The organism is Pseudorhizobium tarimense, from assembly GCF_022968135.1.
GTDB lineage: Bacteria > Pseudomonadota > Alphaproteobacteria > Rhizobiales > Rhizobiaceae > Neorhizobium > Neorhizobium tarimense.
Genome location: NZ_JALJRA010000012.1, coordinates 136281 through 154605, shown reverse-complemented (window position 1 = coordinate 154605; position 18325 = coordinate 136281). Strand labels below are relative to the sequence as shown.

The following is an 18325-nucleotide window of genomic DNA, read 5'->3' as shown; positions in this document are numbered from 1 at the left end:
TCGCCGGCAGGCTCTCCGTCTCGCTAAGACGCAGTTCCTCAAACCTAAGCAGCGCCCGACGCCTGTCTACCGTGATCCCCATTTCCCCCTCCCGCACAATCGAGATCTTCGCAGATGCCGACACCGATCAAGCCGCGAATTGGGGATGATCCGCCACGTCAGATTCAATGAGATCATAAGCTTAAGAGAGAAATAGCTGCCATTTTTTCCCCGCCTTTTTTTGTCGAGCAATATTGGCTCGTTCCGCTTCGGCTACACCGGCACGCATCGCTGGCGAGGCGGGCCGGTGCCTGTACGGCTTGCCGTGATGCAAGTGGGCTTTGCAGGGCCGCTCAGAAAATGGTTCCCCTCTCGCTGGATAGGCGAGGCGTGCGTGTGTCGCACACCACCCGGTCTAGCTTTCCGCGAGGAACTAAGTCCAGGCCGCCGCAGAGGAACCGGAGTTGCGCTGGCAAAAGACACCGAACGGGGCACGTCGCGTGTCACATAATCAGTATTGAACGAGGCACACGGGTGTCCCGGCCAAAACTGAAAACACCGAGATCACCAAGGGAGGAGTCTGCCCAGCGTCTGGTACCTATCGGCCGCGTGCGAGACGCTGAACGTGACGCAGCTGAAGGAACAGTAAGATGGCTTCCGACATGACGGAATACGAAAAGTTGCGGGCCAGACAACACGAGGAGCTCTGTCGCCAGGCCGCAACTCTTATTCATATACGGCGTAAGGTCTGCCGTTTGAGAGCGTGCCGGCGAATTGGGATCTGCAGCGGATCCATGGTGCCCTCACCGCATCAGGCAGGTCAGGTGGAGGTGCAGCGAATGCTGGGGCTAAGCGGCAGAGCTTGCGCGCAATTGACGCTCTGCACTGCTAATCTCGATGGTTAAGGCAATAAAGCGTTCAACGGGCGAAGGATGAGGTGGAGCAGAGGGTCGCACCGTCTTCCCACCGAACGCTTGCGCGCCATCTTCTGGGCTCTATATCAGCGGCGGCAACGGCCCTTGACTTCTGACACCAATCATCCGACCTCAGGCTCGGATCCCGGAGATGACAACCCATGACCGATGCCGCAAAAACCACCATCGACCAGAGCGAAGTCGACCGCTTCTCCGCCATGGCGGCGGAATGGTGGGATCCGACCGGTAAGTTCAAGCCGCTGCACAAGTTCAATCCGGTTCGCCTCGGCTATATCCGCGACCGCGTCTCTGAAAATTTCGGCCGCGACCCCAAAGGGCATTTGCCACTCTCCGGCCTGCGGGTCCTCGATATCGGCTGCGGCGGCGGTCTGCTTTCCGAGCCAGTCGCCCGCATAGGCGCAAGTGTCGTCGGCGCAGATCCGTCGGAGAAGAACATTAGGATTGCCCAGACCCATGCCGCCGAAACCGGCGTGGAGGTTGACTATCGTGCCGTGACCGCCGAACAGCTTGCAGAGGCAGGCGAGACGTTCGACGTAGTGCTCAATATGGAAGTGGTTGAGCATGTGGCGGATGTAGATTTCTACATGCGCACCTGTGGTGCCATGGTCAAGCCCGGCGGCCTGATGTTCGTCGCCACCATCAACCGCACCTTCAAGGCGCGCGCGCTTGCCATCTTCGCTGCCGAGAACGTGCTGCGCTGGCTGCCGAAAGGCACCCACCAATACGAAAAGCTGGTGCGTCCGGACGAGATCGAGGCGCCGCTTTCATCTGCTGGTCTGGACATCATCCACCGCACCGGCGTCTTCTTCAACCCGCTCCAGGACCGCTGGAACCTGTCGCCGGACATGGACGTGAACTACATGCTGCTGGCGAAGAAGCGGGCAGAAATCAGCGGCTGAACGAGAGAACCTGATCCAGCAGATCGCCCTGCGTCTGCGCGTTCAAGGCGGCAAGTTCTCTGACTTTGGATCAGTTGATGACGATGGTGTCTCCCGCCGGCCCGAAGGGATCTTGGCATCGAAGGCATCAGGGTTAGTGCCTTCGTCGTGAAGCTGCTCGCCGCTTCACCGCCTCCGCCCAGTCTGGCTGATCGTCCGTCCACCAGAGAACAAAAGCTGGCCATCGTCTTGCAACGTGGCAGTGGCCGGCGTGCTTCAGCGCATCGGCATGGACGCCAGTAGGTGAAAGTCATCAATGACTCGATGTCTGACCAGAGAGAGAGCGTGGACGGTGCCGACGAGAAGCCACTGCCGTCCATGAAGCGCGGGAAGCGTTTGCCCCCAGCTCGGCGGACCCTCCTCGCCGTCATAGCCTGAGCGCCCGATAAAGCCCTGCCCGTTCAACCGCTCGGAACTTAAAAGGTTCCGCCGCCTGAATTCGTCAGTCTCGGGCTTGTCAAACGGTGCCACGAACAGCGCGAAATTGTATGCGGCCAGGCGTTCCATCCTACCGCAGCCGTTAGTTCGCATCCTCGGGCAGGACCGGGATCGGCGCGATGTCGATGCCTTCGTCGACCAGCGAGCGCACCTCGTCGAGGCTTGCCTTGCCGATGATGCCGCGTGCGTCCGCCTCACCATAATGGATCTTGCGGGCCTCTTCGGGAAACCTCTCGCCGACATCCTCGGCATTGGCCTTGATAGCGGCGACCGCTTCCTTGAGCTTCGCCATCATCTGCTTCTGCGCCATGTCCATCGCCACCGCCTGCTTCTCCTCGCGCTTGCGCGCCGTGGCAACGGACGGTGTCATCAGCGACTTGGAAACTGCAGCCGAACTGCAGACGGGACAGGTCAGCAAGCCCGCCTCGACCTGACGGTCGAAGTCGGCGCTTCCTGAGAACCAGCCTTCGAAGCTATGCGCGTTGCCGCAGACGAGGGAATAGCGGATCAAGCGGCCACCCCTTTCGCCTCCGCCGTCACGACATCGAGCGTGAAGTCGCGGGCGTTCTTGAGATTGGGGATCTTGCCACGGGCAGCCTTGACCTGGTCTACGTCGATCTCCGCCATGACCACGGCCTCTCCACTGCCCCCGGCAGACGCGAGAACCTTGCCCCAGGGATCGATGATCATCGAATGGCCGAAGGTCTCGCGGCCGTCCTCGTGCACACCCGCTTGTGCGGCAGCTATGAGGAAGGCGCCATTCTCGATCGCCCGTGCCCGCAGCAGAACTTCCCAATGCGCTTCGCCCGTCTGGCGGGTGAAGGCGGCAGGCACGGTCAGCACTTCGGCGCCGGCGACGGCTTCCGCGCGGAAGAGCGCCGGGAAGCGGACGTCGTAGCAGATGGCAAAACCAAGCTTGGCGAAGGGAAGATCGGCAATGCGCGCTTCTCCGCCAGGCCGGTAGACGGCGCTCTCGCGCCAGCTTTCGCCATTGTCGAGGTCGACGTCGAACATGTGGATCTTGTCGTAGGTGCAGATCCGGCTGCCGCCTGGCGCAAACAGAAAGCCGCGATTGGCAATCTTGCCGTCGTCGAGCGCGATGGCCGTCGAGCCGACGTGAACATGGATGCCCAATTCACGAGCGAGATCCTGTGCCGTGGAAACGATGACGTCACCCGCCTCGTCTTTCAGCACCGCCCGCAGCCCATGTCTGTCCTTCTGTACTGCGCCGGTCATCTCCGGCGTCTGAACATAGACCGCACCCTGGCTCGCCGCCTCGCGCACGAGCCGCGCCATGTCGGCCGCGTTCTTCTCCGGATCGACACCGGAGCACATCTGGATCGCAGCCGCCTTGAACGCCATCGTCGCTCTCCTTTAGTTGGCGAGCATCGGATCGAGCTTGCCGGCCCGTTCCAGCGCATGGAGATCATCGCAGCCGCCGACGTGCTCGCCGTTGATGAAGATCTGCGGGAACGTCGACCGGCCATTGGCCTTGCCGATCATCTCCTGCCGCAGATCCGGCGCATAGGTCGCATCGTGTTCGGTGAAGTCGACACCCTTGGACGCGAGCAACGATTTTGCGCGGACGCAGTAGCCGCAGCCTTGGCGGGTGTAGATCGTGACGTCTGCCATCAAATTCTCCAGGCGCGGACGAGGCGGGAGCGGGCCGCGCATTTGCACTGTCATTGGCTCTTCATATAGGCCCAGTGACAGCCATTGCAAAGGTCAAAACGGTGACCTCGGCGGCCCCCGCCTTCTTCAGCGCACGGGTCGCGGAGGAGACGGTGGCGCCGGTGGTGAATACATCGTCCACCAGCAGGATATGCTTGCCGACGACGTCGATCTCCCACCCTGGCACGACCTTGAAAGCGGGCCGCACATTCTCTTCGCGACCGCGGGCTGTCAGACCGACCTGACATGAGGTGTTCTTCACCCTGACCAGCGTGCTCGGCAGGAACGGCCGACCCGACTGCCCTGCCAAGTGTCGCGCAAGTTCGGCCGACTGATTGAACTTGCGGCTGACGAATCGCCAGCGATGTAACGGCACGGGAACGATAGCATCGCTCCGGGCGACGAAGCCATCAGAGGCGCGCAGCATCCAGGCCGCCATCATGGCGCCAGTTCGGTCCGGTCGCTATACTTCAGCCCGTGAACCAGTTGCAGCACCGGTCCTTCGTGACGCTGCGCAAACGGTTGAAGACGGGCGGATCGTCAATCGCCTCCGCCGACACCATGCCCTCGCCCGGATCATAGCTGAACGGGATCCCAAAAATATCGCAATTAGGGCCGCTCGATGAAACGGATCTCGCTCCAGCAGGTTGGGCAGAAACTTGCGCGGCGCCCGGTGCCCAGCCCACATGCGGGGCAGACGGGAGGGTAGACGAGGTCGCACCGCATGAGCGTAGGGGATCGCCTGAGGATACCGAGCTCCTGCTCTGGGTGATCTGCCACCATGGATTGACATTAGCCGGCGGGACGCGCCATTGCGCAAGCAGTTTTCAGAATGGATGACGCGATGGAGATCATTTTCGATCAGGCACTGGCCGCAAAGCGGCGCGAGCGGGCGGTTCGCCAGAGCGGTCCTGGCGCAGCTTTCCTGCTTGATGTTGCCGCACGCGAACTCGCGGAGCGCCTTTCGGTGGTGGAGCGGCATTTCGATGCCGCTGCCGAACTGCATGGCGGAACCGGTATTGCTGCCCGGCTGGCGCTGGAGACTGGCAAGGTCGGAACGGTCAATCGGATCGAGACAGACGCTACCTTTGCTGCAGCCGGGGAACCGATAACAACCGCCCCGCTGGACGACGTGCCGCTCGCACCCGCATCCGTCAATCTCGTCCTGTCGCCGCTGTCGCTGCACCTCGTCAACGACACGCCCGGAATGCTGGTCCGCATCCGGCGGGCGCTGAAGCCCGACGGCCTGTTCCTGGCGGCAATTCCCGGTGCCGGTACGCTGGCCGAGCTTCGCGACGTCCTGCTAACCGCAGAGGCCGAGCTCACCGGCGGCGCCAGCCCCAGGGTCATTCCCTTCGCCGATGTGCGCAACGTCGGCGCGCTTCTGCAGCGCGCGGGGTTCGCTTTGCCGGTGGTGGACGTGGAGAGCTACATCGTGCGCTATGATTCGCTGTTTCCGCTAATGCGCGACCTTCGCGCGATGGGGATGGCCAATCCGCTGGTCGGGCGACGCCGCGCTCCTGTCAGCCGCACCCTGTTCCTGCGCGCCGCCGAGCTTTATGCCGGGCGTTACTCTGACCCGGACGGCCGCATCCGGGCAACCTTCTCGATCATCTATGCGTCCGGTTGGGCGCCGCACGAAAGCCAGCAGCAGCCGTTGAAGCCGGGATCCGCGAAGGTGCGGCTCGCGGATGCATTGAAGGTCGGCAGCAGCGACGAAAACTAGCTGATCGCGTTCTCAAGGTGGCTCTCGATCGTGTTGAAGACGCCGAGCAGCGCGTCGGAGAACCCGCCGAGACCGACGATCAACGCGACCGCGATCAGAGCTGCGATCAGGCCATACTCGATGGCCGTGGCACCTTCGTTGCAGCGCGACAGGGACCGGAGGAGACGCATGCGGATTGTGCCTTTCGCTTTGCCTCGCCGTCTCGCCGCTCAGCAGCGATTATCCACGTCGTAGGGCTGGATGATGCAGACGGAGCCGGGCGTTTCCTGAAGCACACTGCGACGGATGGTGTAGTGCTTGGATGCCTTGTCGGCAGACCCGATCGAACCGGTGGTGATCCGGTCGATTTCCTCCTGCACGTGGGCCAGGTGACGGTCGTTGCGGTTCTCTGCCAACATCGGAGTGACGATCAGCGACAGCGCGATCGCAGCCGTGCCGAACAGCAGGGCGATGTTCACGGCGCCGGTCCTGCCGGATCTGCGGGATGGCCGATTGCGGGCCCGCACAGTCTTCCAGACTTCCTCGTCCATGGTCTCAAAGCCTCGTCAACGCATATACACTGCCTTGGTGAAGGGGGAGCCTAGGAGATTCAGATAAACGATCTGTTAACGTCGTTCCGATTCCGGCAAGGAGTGTGACTTCAAAGCAGGTCCTGGAGGAAGGGAATCAACGGTTCGTCGGCCGGCGGCATCGGGTAGGAGCGGAGATCGCGGACCCGCACCCACTTGATCGCCTGCCCTTCCTGACCTTGAGGGATGCCCTCGTAACGCCGGCAGATGTAAAGCGGCATCAGCAGGTGGAAGCTTTCATAAGTGTGGCTGGCGAAGGTAAGCGGCGCCAGGCAGGCGACCTTGGTGGTGATGCCGAGCTCCTCTTCCAGCTCACGGATCAGCGTCTCCTCGGGCGTCTCTCCCGGCTCGACCTTACCGCCAGGAAACTCCCAAAGCCCGGCCAGCGATTTGCCTTCCGGCCGCTGCGCCAGCAGGATGCGCCCGTCCGCATCGACGAGCGCGCAAGCCGCGACGAGCAGGAGTCGGCGTTCGGCGGTCATGCCTGCACCTCGCGCCAATAATGGTATTCGTAGGCCTCGCTGAAGCCGAACTTCCGGTAGAGCGCCAGTGCCGGATGATTGTTATCGACCACCTGCAGCCAGGCGCTTCGGGCGCCGCTGATGCGTGCCCAGCGGAGCGCCGATGCGAGAATCTTTGAGCCGAGTCCCTCGCGGCGGTGAGACGTGGCAACGGCAAATTCCATGATACCGGCAAGATCATTGTCCTGTACGCAAAGAGCAACGGCAGCCGGCTTGTGCGCAGGCTCTTCGACGACGAAAAGCCCCGTCGGCGGCTTGATTGTGCTCAGCACCTCCGCAAGTGCAGGCTTTAGGCCCGCATCCTCCTCGTTGACGGAGAGATTCGCGTCGACGAAGCGCCCAATATCATGCATCGGGAGGTGATCGATCGTTTCCGGCAGGGTAACCTGCGCCAGGTCCGCCGTCATCACCTTGACCGTCTCGAACCGCTCCCAGCCGGCCTCCGGAAGTCTCTCGATCAGCATTGGAGGGGATAGCGGCGTCTGTCGCAGCAGGAGCGGGCGGCCGTATGACTGAAACCGCTTGCGCGCCTTTTCGAGCCGGATGTCCATGTCCCGGACATCGGAGGGATCAAGCGGTACCACACAGTTCAGCCGCTTCGACGGATGACCGCCTGAAAGCCTGAGCTGCCAGCTGCCGTCATAGATCACGGTTGCCGCGGGCCATGCACGAAAGCCGACAGCCTCCAGGCGACGGACAAGCGGCAGGTTGCTGGCGGGTGAACTTGCCTGCATACCTCCGTCAGCTCCGGTAATCGCCGTTGATGGCGACATATTCCTTAGTGAGGTCGCAGGTCCAGACGGTGGCCTTGCCTTCGCCGATGCCGAGCTCGACGCGCACGGGAATGTCCTCCCGCTGCATCACTGCGGTGGCCGCAGCTTCGGAATAGTCAGGATCCCGTTCCCCGTCGACTGCCACGCGTACCTCGCCAAACCAGATGGCTAGCTTGTCGCGATCGGCCATTTCGCCGGATTTTCCGACCGCCATGACGATGCGTCCCCAGTTGGCGTCCTCGCCAGCGACAGCGGTTTTCACCAGAGGCGAATTGGCGATCGAAAGCGCAATTCGCTTCGCGGCAAGGTCGTTCTCCGCCCCCGTGACAGTGATTTCTACCATCTTGCGGGCGCCTTCGCCGTCGCGGACGACCTGCAGGGCGAGATCCTTCAGGAGATCGTTGAGTGCCGCGCGGAAACCTTCCAATGCCGGATCATCGACCAAGGTCACCTTGGCCTGACCGTCTGCCGCCGCAGCGCCCGTAGCAAACAGCATCAGCGTATCGGAGGTGGAGGTGTCGCTGTCGACGGTGACGGAGTTGAAGCTCGGCTCGACACCGGCAGACAGCAGCTGCTGCAGAACCGACGCGTCGATATCCGCGTCCGTGGCCACGAAAGACAGCATGGTTGCCATGTCGGGAGCGATCATGCCGGCACCCTTGGCAATACCGTTAATCATCACCGTGACGCCGCCGATCTCGGCCGTGCGCGTCGCGACCTTCGGATAGGTGTCGGTGGTCATGATCGCCTTGGCTGCCTCAACCCAGAAGTCCGGCGCCGCAGCGGAATGCATGTCGCCGAGGACGCCTGCGAATTTTGAGGCGTCCAAAGGCTCGCCGATCACGCCGGTGGAAGCAAGGTAGACCTCGTTCGCTTCGCAACCCACCGCTGCCGCCGCCGACTTCGCCGTCAGTTCCGTCGCAGCCTTGCCCTTCAGTCCGGTAAAGGCGTTGGCATTGCCGGAATTCACCACTACCACCCGGGCCTGCCCGTGCGGCAGATTGGCGCGGCAGAAATCGACCGGTGCCGAGGGGCACTTGGAGCGGGTGAAAACGCCGGCGACAGTCGCAGGCTGGTCGAAGACCATCAAGAGCACATCGTTGCGGTTCTTGTACTTGATCCCGGCTGCCGCAGTCGCCATTCGCAAGCCGCGTATGGCAGGCATTTCGGGAAGGAATTTCGGAGCGAGCGGAGAGACGGAAACTGACATCGGGGCGATCCGGACTGAACATGGAAGGGCCCGGAAAACCGGGCCCTGAGGAAAGTCTTATTGCTGGGCCGCAGGCGCCTCGCCCGCTGCGGGGTCGGCATCGGGGGCCTTGTTGACCTCCTCATAGCCCTTGCGCAGCGCTTCGTCCATGATCTCCACCTCCTGCTCGGCCTTGGCCTGCTCGATGAGCGAGAGATACTTGTCGCGCATGACCAGCTGGCGCACCTGCGGCTCGACCTGGTCGAAGGCGGGCGGCTGGACGTCGCGGCGGTCTTCGAGCTTGATGACGTGATAGCCGAACTGCGACTTCACCGGCGTCTTGGTGTATTCGCCCTTCTCCAGCGCAAAGGCGGCTTCCTCGAACTCAGGAACCATGCGGCCCTTGGTGAACCAGCCGAGATCGCCGCCATCGGACTTGTTGGAGTCTTCCGACTTCTCCTTGGCGAGTTCGGCAAAGTCCTTGCCAGCATCGAGCTGCTTGATGATCTCGCTTGCCTCTTCCTCGGTCTTCACCAGGATGTGGCGGGCATTGACCTCTTCCTGCTTCGGAAGAGCTGCAATTTCCATCTCGTAGCGCGCCTTGACCTCGTCCTCGGTCACGGCATCGACAACGTGTTTGCGGAAATAGGCGTTATGCAGCTCGCGATCCTTGATGTAGTCAAGGCGCTTCTGGAAGTCGTCAGTCTCGTCTATACCCTCATCGACCGCACCCTGGGCCAGAAGCTTCACGTCGATGGCGCCAGAGAGCGCGGCAACCCGCTTCTGCTCGTCAGGAAGCTGCTGCAGCTGCGGGTCGAGGTTCTGGATCGCGAGGTCGAGCTCCGACTGGTGGATCTCCATGTCGCCAACCTTGGCGACAACCGCATCTTCCTGCGCGAAAGCGGGAGCTGTGAAGGAAACTGCGACAGCAAGGGCGGCCGAAGCGAGGAATTTGTGGCGCAACATCAAGTCACCTTTCGAGATATGGATGCCGGTCTCAGAAGCGCCTGATCCCGGTCGGAAAGCCTTCACAAACATCGGATTGTGGCCTTTGTGTATCGGCGGCCACCGTTGACATCAATCGACCCCCCTCTTATCTGTCACGCTACTTTGCGTCCAGAAGAGTTTCCGGGCGTAGCGGGCAATTTGCCGGGCGAGAACTCGGCCTGAGGCTTCGCTTTCTTTATGTAAAGATGACTGGAAAGGACCATTCTGATGGTCAGCTTTGGCGGATTGGCCCGCAAACTGTTCGGCTCTGCAAACGAGCGCCGCGTTCGCTCCTACAAATCATCTGTCGAGGCTGTCAACGCCCTCGAAGACAAGATTAAGGCGCTGTCCGACGCCGAGCTTACGGCGAAGACTGCTGAGTTCCGCCAGCAGCTGGCGGACGGCAAGACGCTCGACGACATCCTCGTTCCTGCCTTCGCCGTTGTGCGCGAGGCATCCCGGCGCGTTCTCGGCATGCGTCCGTTCGACGTCCAGCTGACCGGCGGCATGATCCTGCACGACGGCGCCATCGCCGAGATGAAGACCGGTGAAGGCAAGACGCTGGTCGCAACGCTTTCCGTCTACCTCAACGCGCTTGCCGGCAAGGGAGTCCACGTCGTTACAGTCAACGACTACCTTGCCAGCCGTGACGCGGGCACGATGGGGCGCCTCTACGGCTTTCTCGGCCTGACGACCGGCGTCATTGTCCACGGCCTCAACGACGACCAGCGCCGCGCGGCCTATGCCTGCGACATCACCTACGCGACGAACAACGAGCTGGGCTTCGATTATCTCCGCGACAACATGAAGTACGACCGTAACCAGATGGTTCAACGCGGCCACAACTACGCGATCGTCGACGAAGTGGACTCGATCCTCGTCGACGAGGCGCGCACGCCGCTGATCATCTCCGGCCCGCTCGACGACCGTTCCGAACTCTACAACACGATCGACGCCTTCATTCCGCTCCTGTCGGAAGAGGACTATGAGATTGACGAGAAGCAGCGCTCCGCGAATTTTTCGGAAGTGGGCACCGAGAAGCTGGAAAACCTGCTGCGGCAGGCAGGACTTCTCAAGGGTGAGAGCCTTTATGATGTCGAGAACGTCGCGATCGTCCACCACATCAACAATGCGCTGAAGGCCCACAAGCTCTTCACCCGCGACAAGGACTACATCGTCCGCAATGGCGAGATCGTCATCATCGACGAGTTCACCGGCCGCATGATGCCCGGGCGCCGTTACTCGGAAGGCCAGCACCAGGCGCTGGAAGCTAAGGAGAAGGTGCAGATCCAGCCGGAGAACCAGACGCTCTCCTCGATCACCTTCCAGAACTATTTCCGTATGTATTCGAAGCTCGCCGGCATGACGGGTACCGCGTCCACGGAGGCCGAAGAGTTTGGCAACATCTACGGCCTGGAAGTCGTGGAAGTGCCGACGAACCTGCCGATCCAGCGTATCGACGAGGACGACGAGGTCTACCGGACCTTCGAGGAGAAGTTCAAGGCGATCATCGAAGAGATCAAGGCGGCCCACGAGCGCGGCCAGCCGGTTCTCGTCGGTACTACTTCGATCGAGAAATCCGAGCTTCTGGCGACGATGCTGCGCCAATCCGGGTTCGACAAGTTCCACGTGCTGAACGCCCGCTACCATGAGCAGGAAGCCTATATCGTCAGCCAGGCGGGTGTACCGGGTGCCGTCACGATCGCCACCAACATGGCGGGCCGTGGCACGGACATCCAGCTGGGTGGCAATATTGACATGCGCTTGGAGCGCGACCTGGAAGGCATGGAAGCCGGCCCTGAGCGCGACGCCAAGGAAGCCGCCATTCGCGCAGAGGTAAAGGCGCTGAAGGAAAAGGCGCTTACCGCCGGCGGGCTCTATGTTATCGCCACCGAGCGCCACGAAAGCCGACGCATCGACAACCAGCTGCGCGGGCGTTCCGGTCGCCAGGGCGACCCCGGCCGTTCCAAGTTCTACCTGTCGCTGCAGGACGACCTGATGCGCATCTTCGGCACCGACCGCATGGACGGCATGCTGCAGAAGCTTGGTCTCAAGGAAGGCGAGGCCATCGTCCATCCTTGGATTAACAAGGCGCTGGAACGCGCGCAGAAGAAGGTCGAGGCCCGCAACTTCGATATCCGGAAGAACCTGCTGAAGTACGACGACGTCACAAACGACCAGCGCAAGGTCATCTTCGAACAGCGCATCGAGTTGATGGACGCCGATGCCGAAGCGCTGACCGAGATCGTTGCCGATATGCGCAATGAGGTTATCGAGATCCTGGTTGCCAAGCATATTCCCGAGCGCGCCTATGCTGAGCAGTGGGATGCAGCCGGCCTCAAGACGGAGCTGCAACGCCTTCTCAACCTCGACCTGCCGGTGGAAGACTGGGTTACGGAAGAAGGGATTGGCGAAGACGATATCCGCGAAAGGATCACACAGGCTGCCGACGCAGCCGCTGCCGACCGTGCGGAGCGCTTCGGACCCGAGGTCATAAACTACGTGCAGCGCTCCGTCGTCCTGCAGACGCTCGACCATCTGTGGCGCGAGCATATCGTCAACCTCGATCACCTGCGTTCCGTCGTCGGCTTCCGCGGCTATGCGCAGCGCGATCCGCTGCAGGAATACAAGGCGGAAGCTTTCGAGCTCTTCCAGGCGCTTCTGGCCAACCTTCGTGAAGCGGTGACCGCGCAGATGATGCGCGTCGAACTGGTGCGCGACCAGCCGGCGCCGGAACCGCCGCCGGTGATGGAGGCGCACCACGTGGATGCCACCACCGGGGACGATGACTTTGCCGGCGGCAATGATTCCGGCATGCAGGTGGCTCCTGACGATCGCGATCCGACAGATCCCGAGACCTGGGGCAAGGTCGGCCGGAACGAGGTCTGCCCCTGCGGTTCCGGTAAGAAGTACAAGCACTGCCACGGCGCCTTCGAACAGGCGTAGGGAATAGTTGCAAAGCAGATGAAAAGTGCCGCCTCCGGGCGGCATTTTTCGTTTCTGCCCGGTGGGGTCGCCGAGGGAAAGAGCGAAATCTCCGGCTGGCCGAAAGGATTGTTAACCCTGCCGTGGCAAGACTGGCATCTGCGTTTGCGTGAGATGCGAGTATTGCGTGCCGGTCATGGCGGTCATCGAAACAGCCGAGAGGTTCTTGCCGCAAGGCCTGCGCACGCGGCTGCGGCCGTGGCTGGACGATTTTGCGCGGACGCTGCGGCAGGACAATGAAACCGCCCGAGCGCAAGGTCAGGCGCTCATCGCCTTCCTCATTCGCCTCGTCAGCGCTGCCATCGCCTTCGTATCGCAGATCGTGCTTGCCCGCCTGATGGGCGAGTTCGAATACGGCATCTTCGCCTTTGTCTGGGTATTGGTTGTACTTGCCGGCAGCCTTTCCTGCCTCGGCTTCCACACCTCGGTGATCCGCTTCCTCCCACATCACCAGACGGAGGGCGATATGGCCGCGGCTCGCGGACTGCTGGTTGCTGCGCGCGTCTTTACGCTGATCTGCGCCAGCACGATCGCGGTTGCCGGCTTCGCCTTCCTCCATTTCTTCGGCGACCTCTTCCAGAGCTACTGGCTCGTCCCGCTGTTTCTGGCGATGGTGACCCTGCCGATGATCGCGCTCGGCGACGTGCTGGACGGCACCGCGCGGGCAAACGGCTGGACCGTGACGGCCCTTAGTCCGACTTTCATTTTTCGCCCGACGCTGATCCTTCTCTTTATGGTGGCCGGCGTCTGGATGGGAGCGCCCGATACCGCCGTCACTGCCATGCAGGCGGCGCTGGCTGCCACCTATCTGGCGACGCTGACGCAGTATCTGCGGCTGCGCCTGCGCCTTCAGCGCACCTTCGGGCGCGGTAAGCTGCGGCTCCAGTCGCGGGCCTGGCTTGCCTATTCGCTGCCGATCTTTCTGATCGACGGCATCGGCTTCCTCCTGACCAATGCCGACGTGGTGGTGGTCGGGCTCTATCTGCCGCCGGACCAGGTCGGCATCTATTTTGCCGCAACGAAGATCATCGTGCTCGTCCAGTTCGTGGCCTTCGCCGTCAAGGCGGCGGCGGGACCTCGCTTCTCCGTCCTTCTCGCCACCAATGACCCGCAAGAGCTGGCGCGGTTTGCAGCCCAGGTTGCCCGCTGGAGCTTCTGGCCGGCCTTGATCCTTGGAATCGTCCTGCTTCTGACCGGCAGACAGCTTCTCGGGCTGTTCGGCGAGGCGTTCACCGAAGGCTATTGGCTGCTGCCGATCCTGTTTGCCGGCATTCTCGCCAAGGCGCTGATCGGCCCCGGCGAGACCTTGCTGAGCATGGGCGGCCACGAAAGGCTCTGCGTCCTCCTCTATGGCGTCGTCCTGATCACCGCGATCGCGGCGAACGTGGTGCTGATCCCGCGCCTCGGCCTCACGGGTGCAGCGATCGCCACGTCTCTCGCCATGGCCGTCGAAGCCCTGCTTCTGCACATAGCCCTGCGCCGAACGCTCGGCATCGTGCTGTTTGCGCTCGGCCGCTCCAAGACTTTCCCCGGTATCAAGGCTGAATGACCATGGCTCAACCTCCTGGCAGCCCAGACTTCGAACGCACCCTCAGCGCCGGCTGGTCCCAGCCTCTGGCGCAGACATGGCGACAGGATCGACCGGACGCCGACACGAAAATGGCCGTCGGCCGCCCGGGGCGCGAACTCTGCCTCTACCCGGCCTCCTTCGGCTATGATCTGCAGCAGGAGCTCGAATTCCTGACGAACCGGGCGATCGAACCGAATATCTTCTTCGGTGCCCGTCTGCTCGCCCCCGCCATGCCCCGCATCGACGACAAGCAGGTGCGTTTCGCGCTGATCCGCGACGAGGATGGCGACCGCAGCCGAATGCGGCTTCTCATGCCGTTCACGGTGGAGAAGCCCGGCTTTGCCATGGGTCCGGCCATCGTCCGCGCCTGGGCCAACCCCTTCGGCCCCCTCGGCACGCCGCTGGTCGATGCGGAGGAAGCGGCCGAGACGCTCGACAATCTGCTGGAGGCACTTGCAAGGCCCGAGGCGCGCTTGCCGTCGGTGCTGGTGCTGCCACAGGTTCGGCTCAACGGGCGGTTCGCGCAATTGATGCGAGCAGTTGCAGTGTCACGCGATCTGCCCGTCACTGTCACCGACCGTCTGCAGCGGCCGATGCTGGAGAGCGATGAGCCGGTCGAAACTTATCTGAAGAACGCCATCTCGTCGCACCATCACCGTGAGATGCGACGGCAGTGGCGCCAGCTGGCGGCCAAGGGGCGCCTTGAATATGCCGTTGCGCGCCAGCCGGAAGAGGTGCGCCTGAAGATGGAGGAGTTCCTGGCGCTCGAGGCCACGGGCTGGAAGGGCCAGAAACGCTCCGCCCTGATCAACGATCGCTATCGCGCCGCCTTTGCCCGCGAGGCGATCACCAATCTAGCCGAGGTCGACGCTGTCCGCATCCACACGATCGAGTTCGACGGCAAGGCAATTGCCTCCCTCATCGTCTTCGTCATGGCCGGTGAGGCCTATACCTGGAAGACCGCCTATGACGAAAGTTTCAGCCGCCATTCGCCCGGCAAGCTGCTGATGGTCAAGCTGACGGAGTGGCACCTAGAGGACGCCAACATCCTGCGGTCGGACTCCTGTGCCGTGCCCGATCATCCGATCATGAGCCGGTTCTGGAAGGAGCGGGAGGAGATGGGAACCCTTCTGATCGGTCTTTCCCGCAACGGCGACCGGGACGTGCGTCAGGCTGCAGCCCAGCTGCATATGTACAACAGCACCCGCAACATGGCCCGGCTGCTGCGCCAGAAGATCATGTCGATCGCCCGCAAGCCGGATTAGACGGAGACTGCTACTCGGCGGCGAACTGCTGCCGCAGAACCCGACGAATGACCTTGCCGCTGGTGGTCATAGGCAGGCTTTCCACGAAGGCGATCTCCCGCGGATATTCGTGCATCGAAAGGCGGTTCTTGACCCAATCCCGCAGCTCGACGGCAAGTGCATCGTTCGCCTCGTGGCCATCCGCTGCAACGACGAAAGCCATTACAATTTCCGTGCGCACCGGATCCGGCTTTCCGATGACGGCCGCAAGCTGAACGGCCGGATGGGCCGTCAGGCAATCCTCGATCTCGCTCGGGCCGATGCGATAGCCGGACGAGGTGATGACGTCGTCGCCACGGCCGACGAATTCGATGTAGCCATCCTCGTCCTGGCGACCGAGGTCGCCGGTCAGCAGCCAGCCGTTGACGAACTTGCCCTCGGTCGCCGTATCATCCTGCCAGTAGCCGAGGAACATAACAGGATCCGGAGCTTCGATCGCGATCTGGCCGAGCGAACCCTGTGGCACTTCGCGTCCCACCTCATCGACGATCGCCACCCTATGCCCCGGCACGGGACGCCCAATTGCACCAGCACGCGACACGCCGAGAACTGCGGACGAGCCGAGCACGAAATTGCACTCGGTCTGGCCGAAGAGCTCATTGACCGTGACGCGGAGCGTCTGGCGTGCCCACTCGAAGGTCTCCTTCCCCAACGCTTCTCCGGCAGACGTGACGCTGCGCAGGTGGAGGGGATAGCTCTGGAGCGGATTGTCGGCGGCCTTCATGAGACGAAGGGCGGTGGGGGGAATGAAGGCATTGCGGACCTGCATCTCGGAGAGGATGCGGAACGCCATGTTGGGATCGAACTTCTGCGCTGGCGAGGAGACCACGGGGACACCCAGCATTAGGGCCGGCAGCAGGACATTGAGCAGCCCGCCTGCCCAGGCCCAGTCGGCGGGCGTCCAGATCCGGTCTCCCCGCTGCGGCGCCAGGTCGTGCCCCATCTGGAAGCCGGGGATGTGTCCCGCAAGCACACGATGGCCGTGGACGGCTGCCTTCGGCGGCCCGGTCGTACCAGAGGTGAAGATCATGAGAGCGGGATCGTCGGGACCGGTCGGTGCAATCGGATAGCTGTGCTCGAACTGTGCGATCAGCTGGTCGAGCCGGTGCGCACCCGGTGCCTCTGCAACGGACTCGGTCAAGATGACATGGCGCATGTTCGGGAGCCGCGGCAGGATTGGCCGGAGGCGGGAGAAACCGAAACCGTTCGTGACGATGGCCGAGGCACCGGCAGCCTTTAACCGGTATTCCAGCGCATCCTCGCCGAAGAGGAGCGCGAGCGGCAGTGCGATCGCCCCGATCTTGTAGATCGCGACATGGGCGACAACGGTATCGAACCCCTGCGGCAGCAGGAGCGCCACGCGATCGCCCCGCTGCAGCCCTAGATCCATCAGAGCGTTGGCCAAGGCCGAGGACTGCAGTGACAGTTCGCCGTAGGTCATCGAGAGATGGCTGCCGACCGGGCTGAAGTGCTCCAAACAGATGCGATCGGGCTCTCGCGCGGCCCAGGCGTCGCTGACAACCTCGCCGATGTTGAACGAATCGGGGATTTGCCACCGAAAGTCGCGGCAGATCTCGTCATAGGAAGATTGGAAGGGTAGCAGCATGGTCTTCTTTGCAGGGCGGACCGCGAGACAGCTACCATCAGGAAGGGGAGCCCACAAGGAGCAGCCGCAGCCGCTCTTGGGCCCATCAGTCGTCAAGCAGACTATCGCTGTGCCGTCATGCGCAGCATGCGGCAGAGTATTCTCAACTCTGGATGGGCGTTGCTGTAGAGAAGGCCGCCGCAGCGTGTCAGCAGTCGGCGTCGCTGATCGTCCGGCATGTTTGCGAAGGCCTCGCGTTGCGCCGGCGTGAGCCCAGGATTGCTACCACCCACGCCTGGACCGCCAGCGCCCGGTCCGCCGTTCCCGGCCCACCGGGGTGCCGCCACCGATGCCGACGCCCACGCCGGTGTTGCTACCAGCCGAACCGCCAATCGATGCAGTCACGCCGGCGTCCAGGCCGTCACGGGTGTTTGCGTTGACCCCGGCATTGATGCCGTTGGAGCCGCCGATCGACGCGTCGACATCGGCAAGGCTGCCACCGCCCCCACCGAATTGGCGCTGGCATTGACGCCGTTCGAACCGCCAACGGATGCATTGGCGTCTGCCAAGCACTGCTGCCCCCAACAGTTGCATCGGCATTGACGCCACCCGGAGCCGCCGACGGAGGCGCTAACGCCCACGCCGTCGCTGGTTCCGACACCGACGCTAGCGCCGCCGACGGAGACACAGAGATCCTGCGCGTGTAAGTGCCCGGTCACGGGCAGAACGAGGCAGGCGGAAACCAGGAACATGACTTTCCTGTTTTTCATGCTCATTTCCTCCTTTTGAACCCGCTCTTCATCTGCGTGTGCGGCAATTCAACGCAGGTCGCCGGGAGGTTGATTCCGAATCATTTAGCGGTACTGGTGTAACTTGTTAAGAGAACGCTAAAGTCATTCTGCAGCCTGTCTCACCACCGGACGGAGCGCCGTATCGCGCGAGATCTGCCTTGCACGCGAGCGGGACAGCATGATAGAGGCTCACGTACCTTCCGTGCCCCGTTGGCGGAATTGGTAGACGCGCCTGACTCAAAATCAGGTTCCGAAAGGAGTGCTGGTTCGATCCCGGCACGGGGCACCATCTGACCTACCCTCATATGCCGAGGTTCACGCGAATGTTGCGGGCGGACAGCTTGCCGCACCGCCTGTCTCGTTT

General features: G+C 62.5%; 17 protein-coding genes, 1 tRNA gene and 1 pseudogene. 6 read left to right on the top strand and 13 right to left on the bottom strand.

The features are described from left to right. Positions 1-1054: 1054 nt before the first annotated feature. On the top strand, positions 1055-1813 hold the full coding sequence (gene ubiG / locus MUU54_RS15990) for a bifunctional 2-polyprenyl-6-hydroxyphenol methylase/3-demethylubiquinol 3-O-methyltransferase UbiG (RefSeq protein ID WP_247245020.1): 759 nt from the start codon (positions 1055-1057) through the stop codon (positions 1811-1813). A 255-nt stretch (positions 1814-2068) separates the two neighbouring features. Here the strand turns inward: ubiG and MUU54_RS15985 are convergent, their stop codons facing one another. The 5 genes and pseudogenes from MUU54_RS15985 to MUU54_RS15965 all read right to left on the bottom strand — a co-directional run bounded on the left by MUU54_RS15985 (position 2069) and on the right by MUU54_RS15965 (position 4687). Next, positions 2069-2359, bottom strand: coding sequence for a hypothetical protein (locus tag MUU54_RS15985; protein WP_247245019.1), 291 nt, complete (start codon positions 2357-2359; stop codon positions 2069-2071). A gap of 13 nt (positions 2360-2372) precedes the next feature. After that, entirely contained in the window at positions 2373-2801 is a 429-nt protein-coding gene (locus tag MUU54_RS15980; protein WP_247245018.1) for a DUF1178 family protein, read from the bottom strand. Continuing rightward, entirely contained in the window at positions 2798-3652 is an 855-nt protein-coding gene (locus MUU54_RS15975; protein ID WP_247245017.1) for a carbon-nitrogen hydrolase family protein, read from the bottom strand. The genes MUU54_RS15980 and MUU54_RS15975 overlap by 4 nt, the downstream gene beginning before the upstream one ends. Positions 3653-3664: 12 nt before the next feature. After that, positions 3665-3922, bottom strand: a complete 258-nt coding sequence (gene grxC / locus MUU54_RS15970) for a glutaredoxin 3 (RefSeq protein ID WP_247245016.1) — start codon at positions 3920-3922, stop codon at positions 3665-3667. Positions 3923-3983: 61 nt separating this feature from the next. After that, positions 3984-4687 (bottom strand): annotated as a pseudogene (locus tag MUU54_RS15965) (ComF family protein). Positions 4688-4805: 118 nt separating this feature from the next. On the opposite strand from MUU54_RS15965, the gene MUU54_RS15960 reads away from it, so the two are divergent. Further along, positions 4806-5687, top strand: a complete 882-nt coding sequence (locus tag MUU54_RS15960; RefSeq protein ID WP_247245015.1) for a methyltransferase domain-containing protein — start codon at positions 4806-4808, stop codon at positions 5685-5687. Here the strand turns inward: MUU54_RS15960 and MUU54_RS15955 are convergent. From MUU54_RS15955 to MUU54_RS15930, 6 genes are all read right to left on the bottom strand, one after another. Continuing rightward, on the bottom strand, positions 5684-5857 hold the full coding sequence (locus tag MUU54_RS15955) for a Flp family type IVb pilin (protein ID WP_247245014.1): 174 nt from the start codon (positions 5855-5857) through the stop codon (positions 5684-5686). The genes MUU54_RS15960 and MUU54_RS15955 overlap by 4 nt on opposite strands. A gap of 39 nt (positions 5858-5896) precedes the next feature. Continuing rightward, a complete protein-coding gene (locus MUU54_RS15950) occupies positions 5897-6217 on the bottom strand; it encodes a hypothetical protein (RefSeq protein ID WP_247245013.1) in 321 nt (106 codons plus the stop codon). A gap of 110 nt (positions 6218-6327) precedes the next feature. Continuing rightward, on the bottom strand, positions 6328-6738 hold the full coding sequence (gene mutT / locus MUU54_RS15945) for an 8-oxo-dGTP diphosphatase MutT (RefSeq protein WP_247245012.1): 411 nt from the start codon (positions 6736-6738) through the stop codon (positions 6328-6330). Continuing rightward, a complete protein-coding gene (locus MUU54_RS15940) occupies positions 6735-7511 on the bottom strand; it encodes a GNAT family N-acetyltransferase (protein WP_247245011.1) in 777 nt (258 codons plus the stop codon). Before MUU54_RS15940 ends, mutT begins: the two co-directional genes overlap by 4 nt. Positions 7512-7518: 7 nt before the next feature. Then, complete coding sequence (gene argJ / locus MUU54_RS15935; RefSeq protein WP_247245010.1) at positions 7519-8760, bottom strand: bifunctional glutamate N-acetyltransferase/amino-acid acetyltransferase ArgJ; 1242 nt, start codon at positions 8758-8760, stop codon at positions 7519-7521. A gap of 57 nt (positions 8761-8817) precedes the next feature. Continuing rightward, on the bottom strand, positions 8818-9705 hold the full coding sequence (locus MUU54_RS15930; RefSeq protein ID WP_247245009.1) for a peptidylprolyl isomerase: 888 nt from the start codon (positions 9703-9705) through the stop codon (positions 8818-8820). 249 nt (positions 9706-9954) lie between these two features. Here MUU54_RS15930 and secA point away from each other — a divergent pair, with 249 nt between their 5' ends. The 3 genes from secA (at position 9955) to MUU54_RS15915 (ending at position 15546) form a co-directional block, all read left to right on the top strand. Continuing rightward, positions 9955-12672, top strand: a complete 2718-nt coding sequence (gene secA / locus MUU54_RS15925) for a preprotein translocase subunit SecA (RefSeq protein ID WP_247245008.1) — start codon at positions 9955-9957, stop codon at positions 12670-12672. 175 nt (positions 12673-12847) lie between these two features. Beyond that, complete coding sequence (locus MUU54_RS15920) at positions 12848-14260, top strand: lipopolysaccharide biosynthesis protein (RefSeq protein ID WP_247245007.1); 1413 nt, start codon at positions 12848-12850, stop codon at positions 14258-14260. Positions 14261-14262: 2 nt separating this feature from the next. Beyond that, on the top strand, positions 14263-15546 hold the full coding sequence (locus MUU54_RS15915) for a GNAT family N-acetyltransferase (protein ID WP_247245006.1): 1284 nt from the start codon (positions 14263-14265) through the stop codon (positions 15544-15546). A gap of 10 nt (positions 15547-15556) precedes the next feature. Here MUU54_RS15915 and MUU54_RS15910 read toward each other — a convergent pair whose 3' ends face one another. Both MUU54_RS15910 and MUU54_RS15905 read right to left on the bottom strand, forming a co-directional pair. After that, on the bottom strand, positions 15557-17191 hold the full coding sequence (locus tag MUU54_RS15910; protein WP_247245005.1) for an AMP-binding protein: 1635 nt from the start codon (positions 17189-17191) through the stop codon (positions 15557-15559). A 261-nt stretch (positions 17192-17452) separates the two neighbouring features. Then, the gene (locus tag MUU54_RS15905; RefSeq protein WP_247245004.1) at positions 17453-17770 is read right to left on the bottom strand and encodes a hypothetical protein; all 318 of its coding nucleotides are present in this window, start codon (positions 17768-17770) and stop codon (positions 17453-17455) included. Positions 17771-18165: 395 nt separating this feature from the next. On the opposite strand from MUU54_RS15905, the gene MUU54_RS15900 reads away from it, so the two are divergent. Next, positions 18166-18250 (top strand) — tRNA-Leu (locus MUU54_RS15900). Positions 18251-18325: the final 75 nt, after the last annotated feature.

Coding starts and splice junctions, on each gene's coding strand:
- ubiG (WP_247245020.1), top strand. CDS start 1,055: ATGACCGATGCCGCAAAAACCACCATCGACCAGAGCGAAGTCGACCGC.
- MUU54_RS15985 (WP_247245019.1), bottom strand. CDS start 2,359: ATGGAACGCCTGGCCGCATACAATTTCGCGCTGTTCGTGGCACCGTTT.
- MUU54_RS15975 (WP_247245017.1), bottom strand. CDS start 3,652: ATGGCGTTCAAGGCGGCTGCGATCCAGATGTGCTCCGGTGTCGATCCG.
- grxC (WP_247245016.1), bottom strand. CDS start 3,922: ATGGCAGACGTCACGATCTACACCCGCCAAGGCTGCGGCTACTGCGTC.
- MUU54_RS15960 (WP_247245015.1), top strand. CDS start 4,806: ATGGAGATCATTTTCGATCAGGCACTGGCCGCAAAGCGGCGCGAGCGG.
- MUU54_RS15955 (WP_247245014.1), bottom strand. CDS start 5,857: ATGCGTCTCCTCCGGTCCCTGTCGCGCTGCAACGAAGGTGCCACGGCC.
- MUU54_RS15950 (WP_247245013.1), bottom strand. CDS start 6,217: ATGGACGAGGAAGTCTGGAAGACTGTGCGGGCCCGCAATCGGCCATCC.
- mutT (WP_247245012.1), bottom strand. CDS start 6,738: ATGACCGCCGAACGCCGACTCCTGCTCGTCGCGGCTTGCGCGCTCGTC.
- MUU54_RS15940 (WP_247245011.1), bottom strand. CDS start 7,511: ATGCAGGCAAGTTCACCCGCCAGCAACCTGCCGCTTGTCCGTCGCCTG.
- argJ (WP_247245010.1), bottom strand. CDS start 8,760: ATGTCAGTTTCCGTCTCTCCGCTCGCTCCGAAATTCCTTCCCGAAATG.
- MUU54_RS15930 (WP_247245009.1), bottom strand. CDS start 9,705: ATGTTGCGCCACAAATTCCTCGCTTCGGCCGCCCTTGCTGTCGCAGTT.
- secA (WP_247245008.1), top strand. CDS start 9,955: ATGGTCAGCTTTGGCGGATTGGCCCGCAAACTGTTCGGCTCTGCAAAC.
- MUU54_RS15920 (WP_247245007.1), top strand. CDS start 12,848: ATGGCGGTCATCGAAACAGCCGAGAGGTTCTTGCCGCAAGGCCTGCGC.
- MUU54_RS15915 (WP_247245006.1), top strand. CDS start 14,263: ATGGCTCAACCTCCTGGCAGCCCAGACTTCGAACGCACCCTCAGCGCC.
- MUU54_RS15910 (WP_247245005.1), bottom strand. CDS start 17,191: ATGCTGCTACCCTTCCAATCTTCCTATGACGAGATCTGCCGCGACTTT.
- MUU54_RS15905 (WP_247245004.1), bottom strand. CDS start 17,770: ATGCCGATGCAACTGTTGGGGGCAGCAGTGCTTGGCAGACGCCAATGC.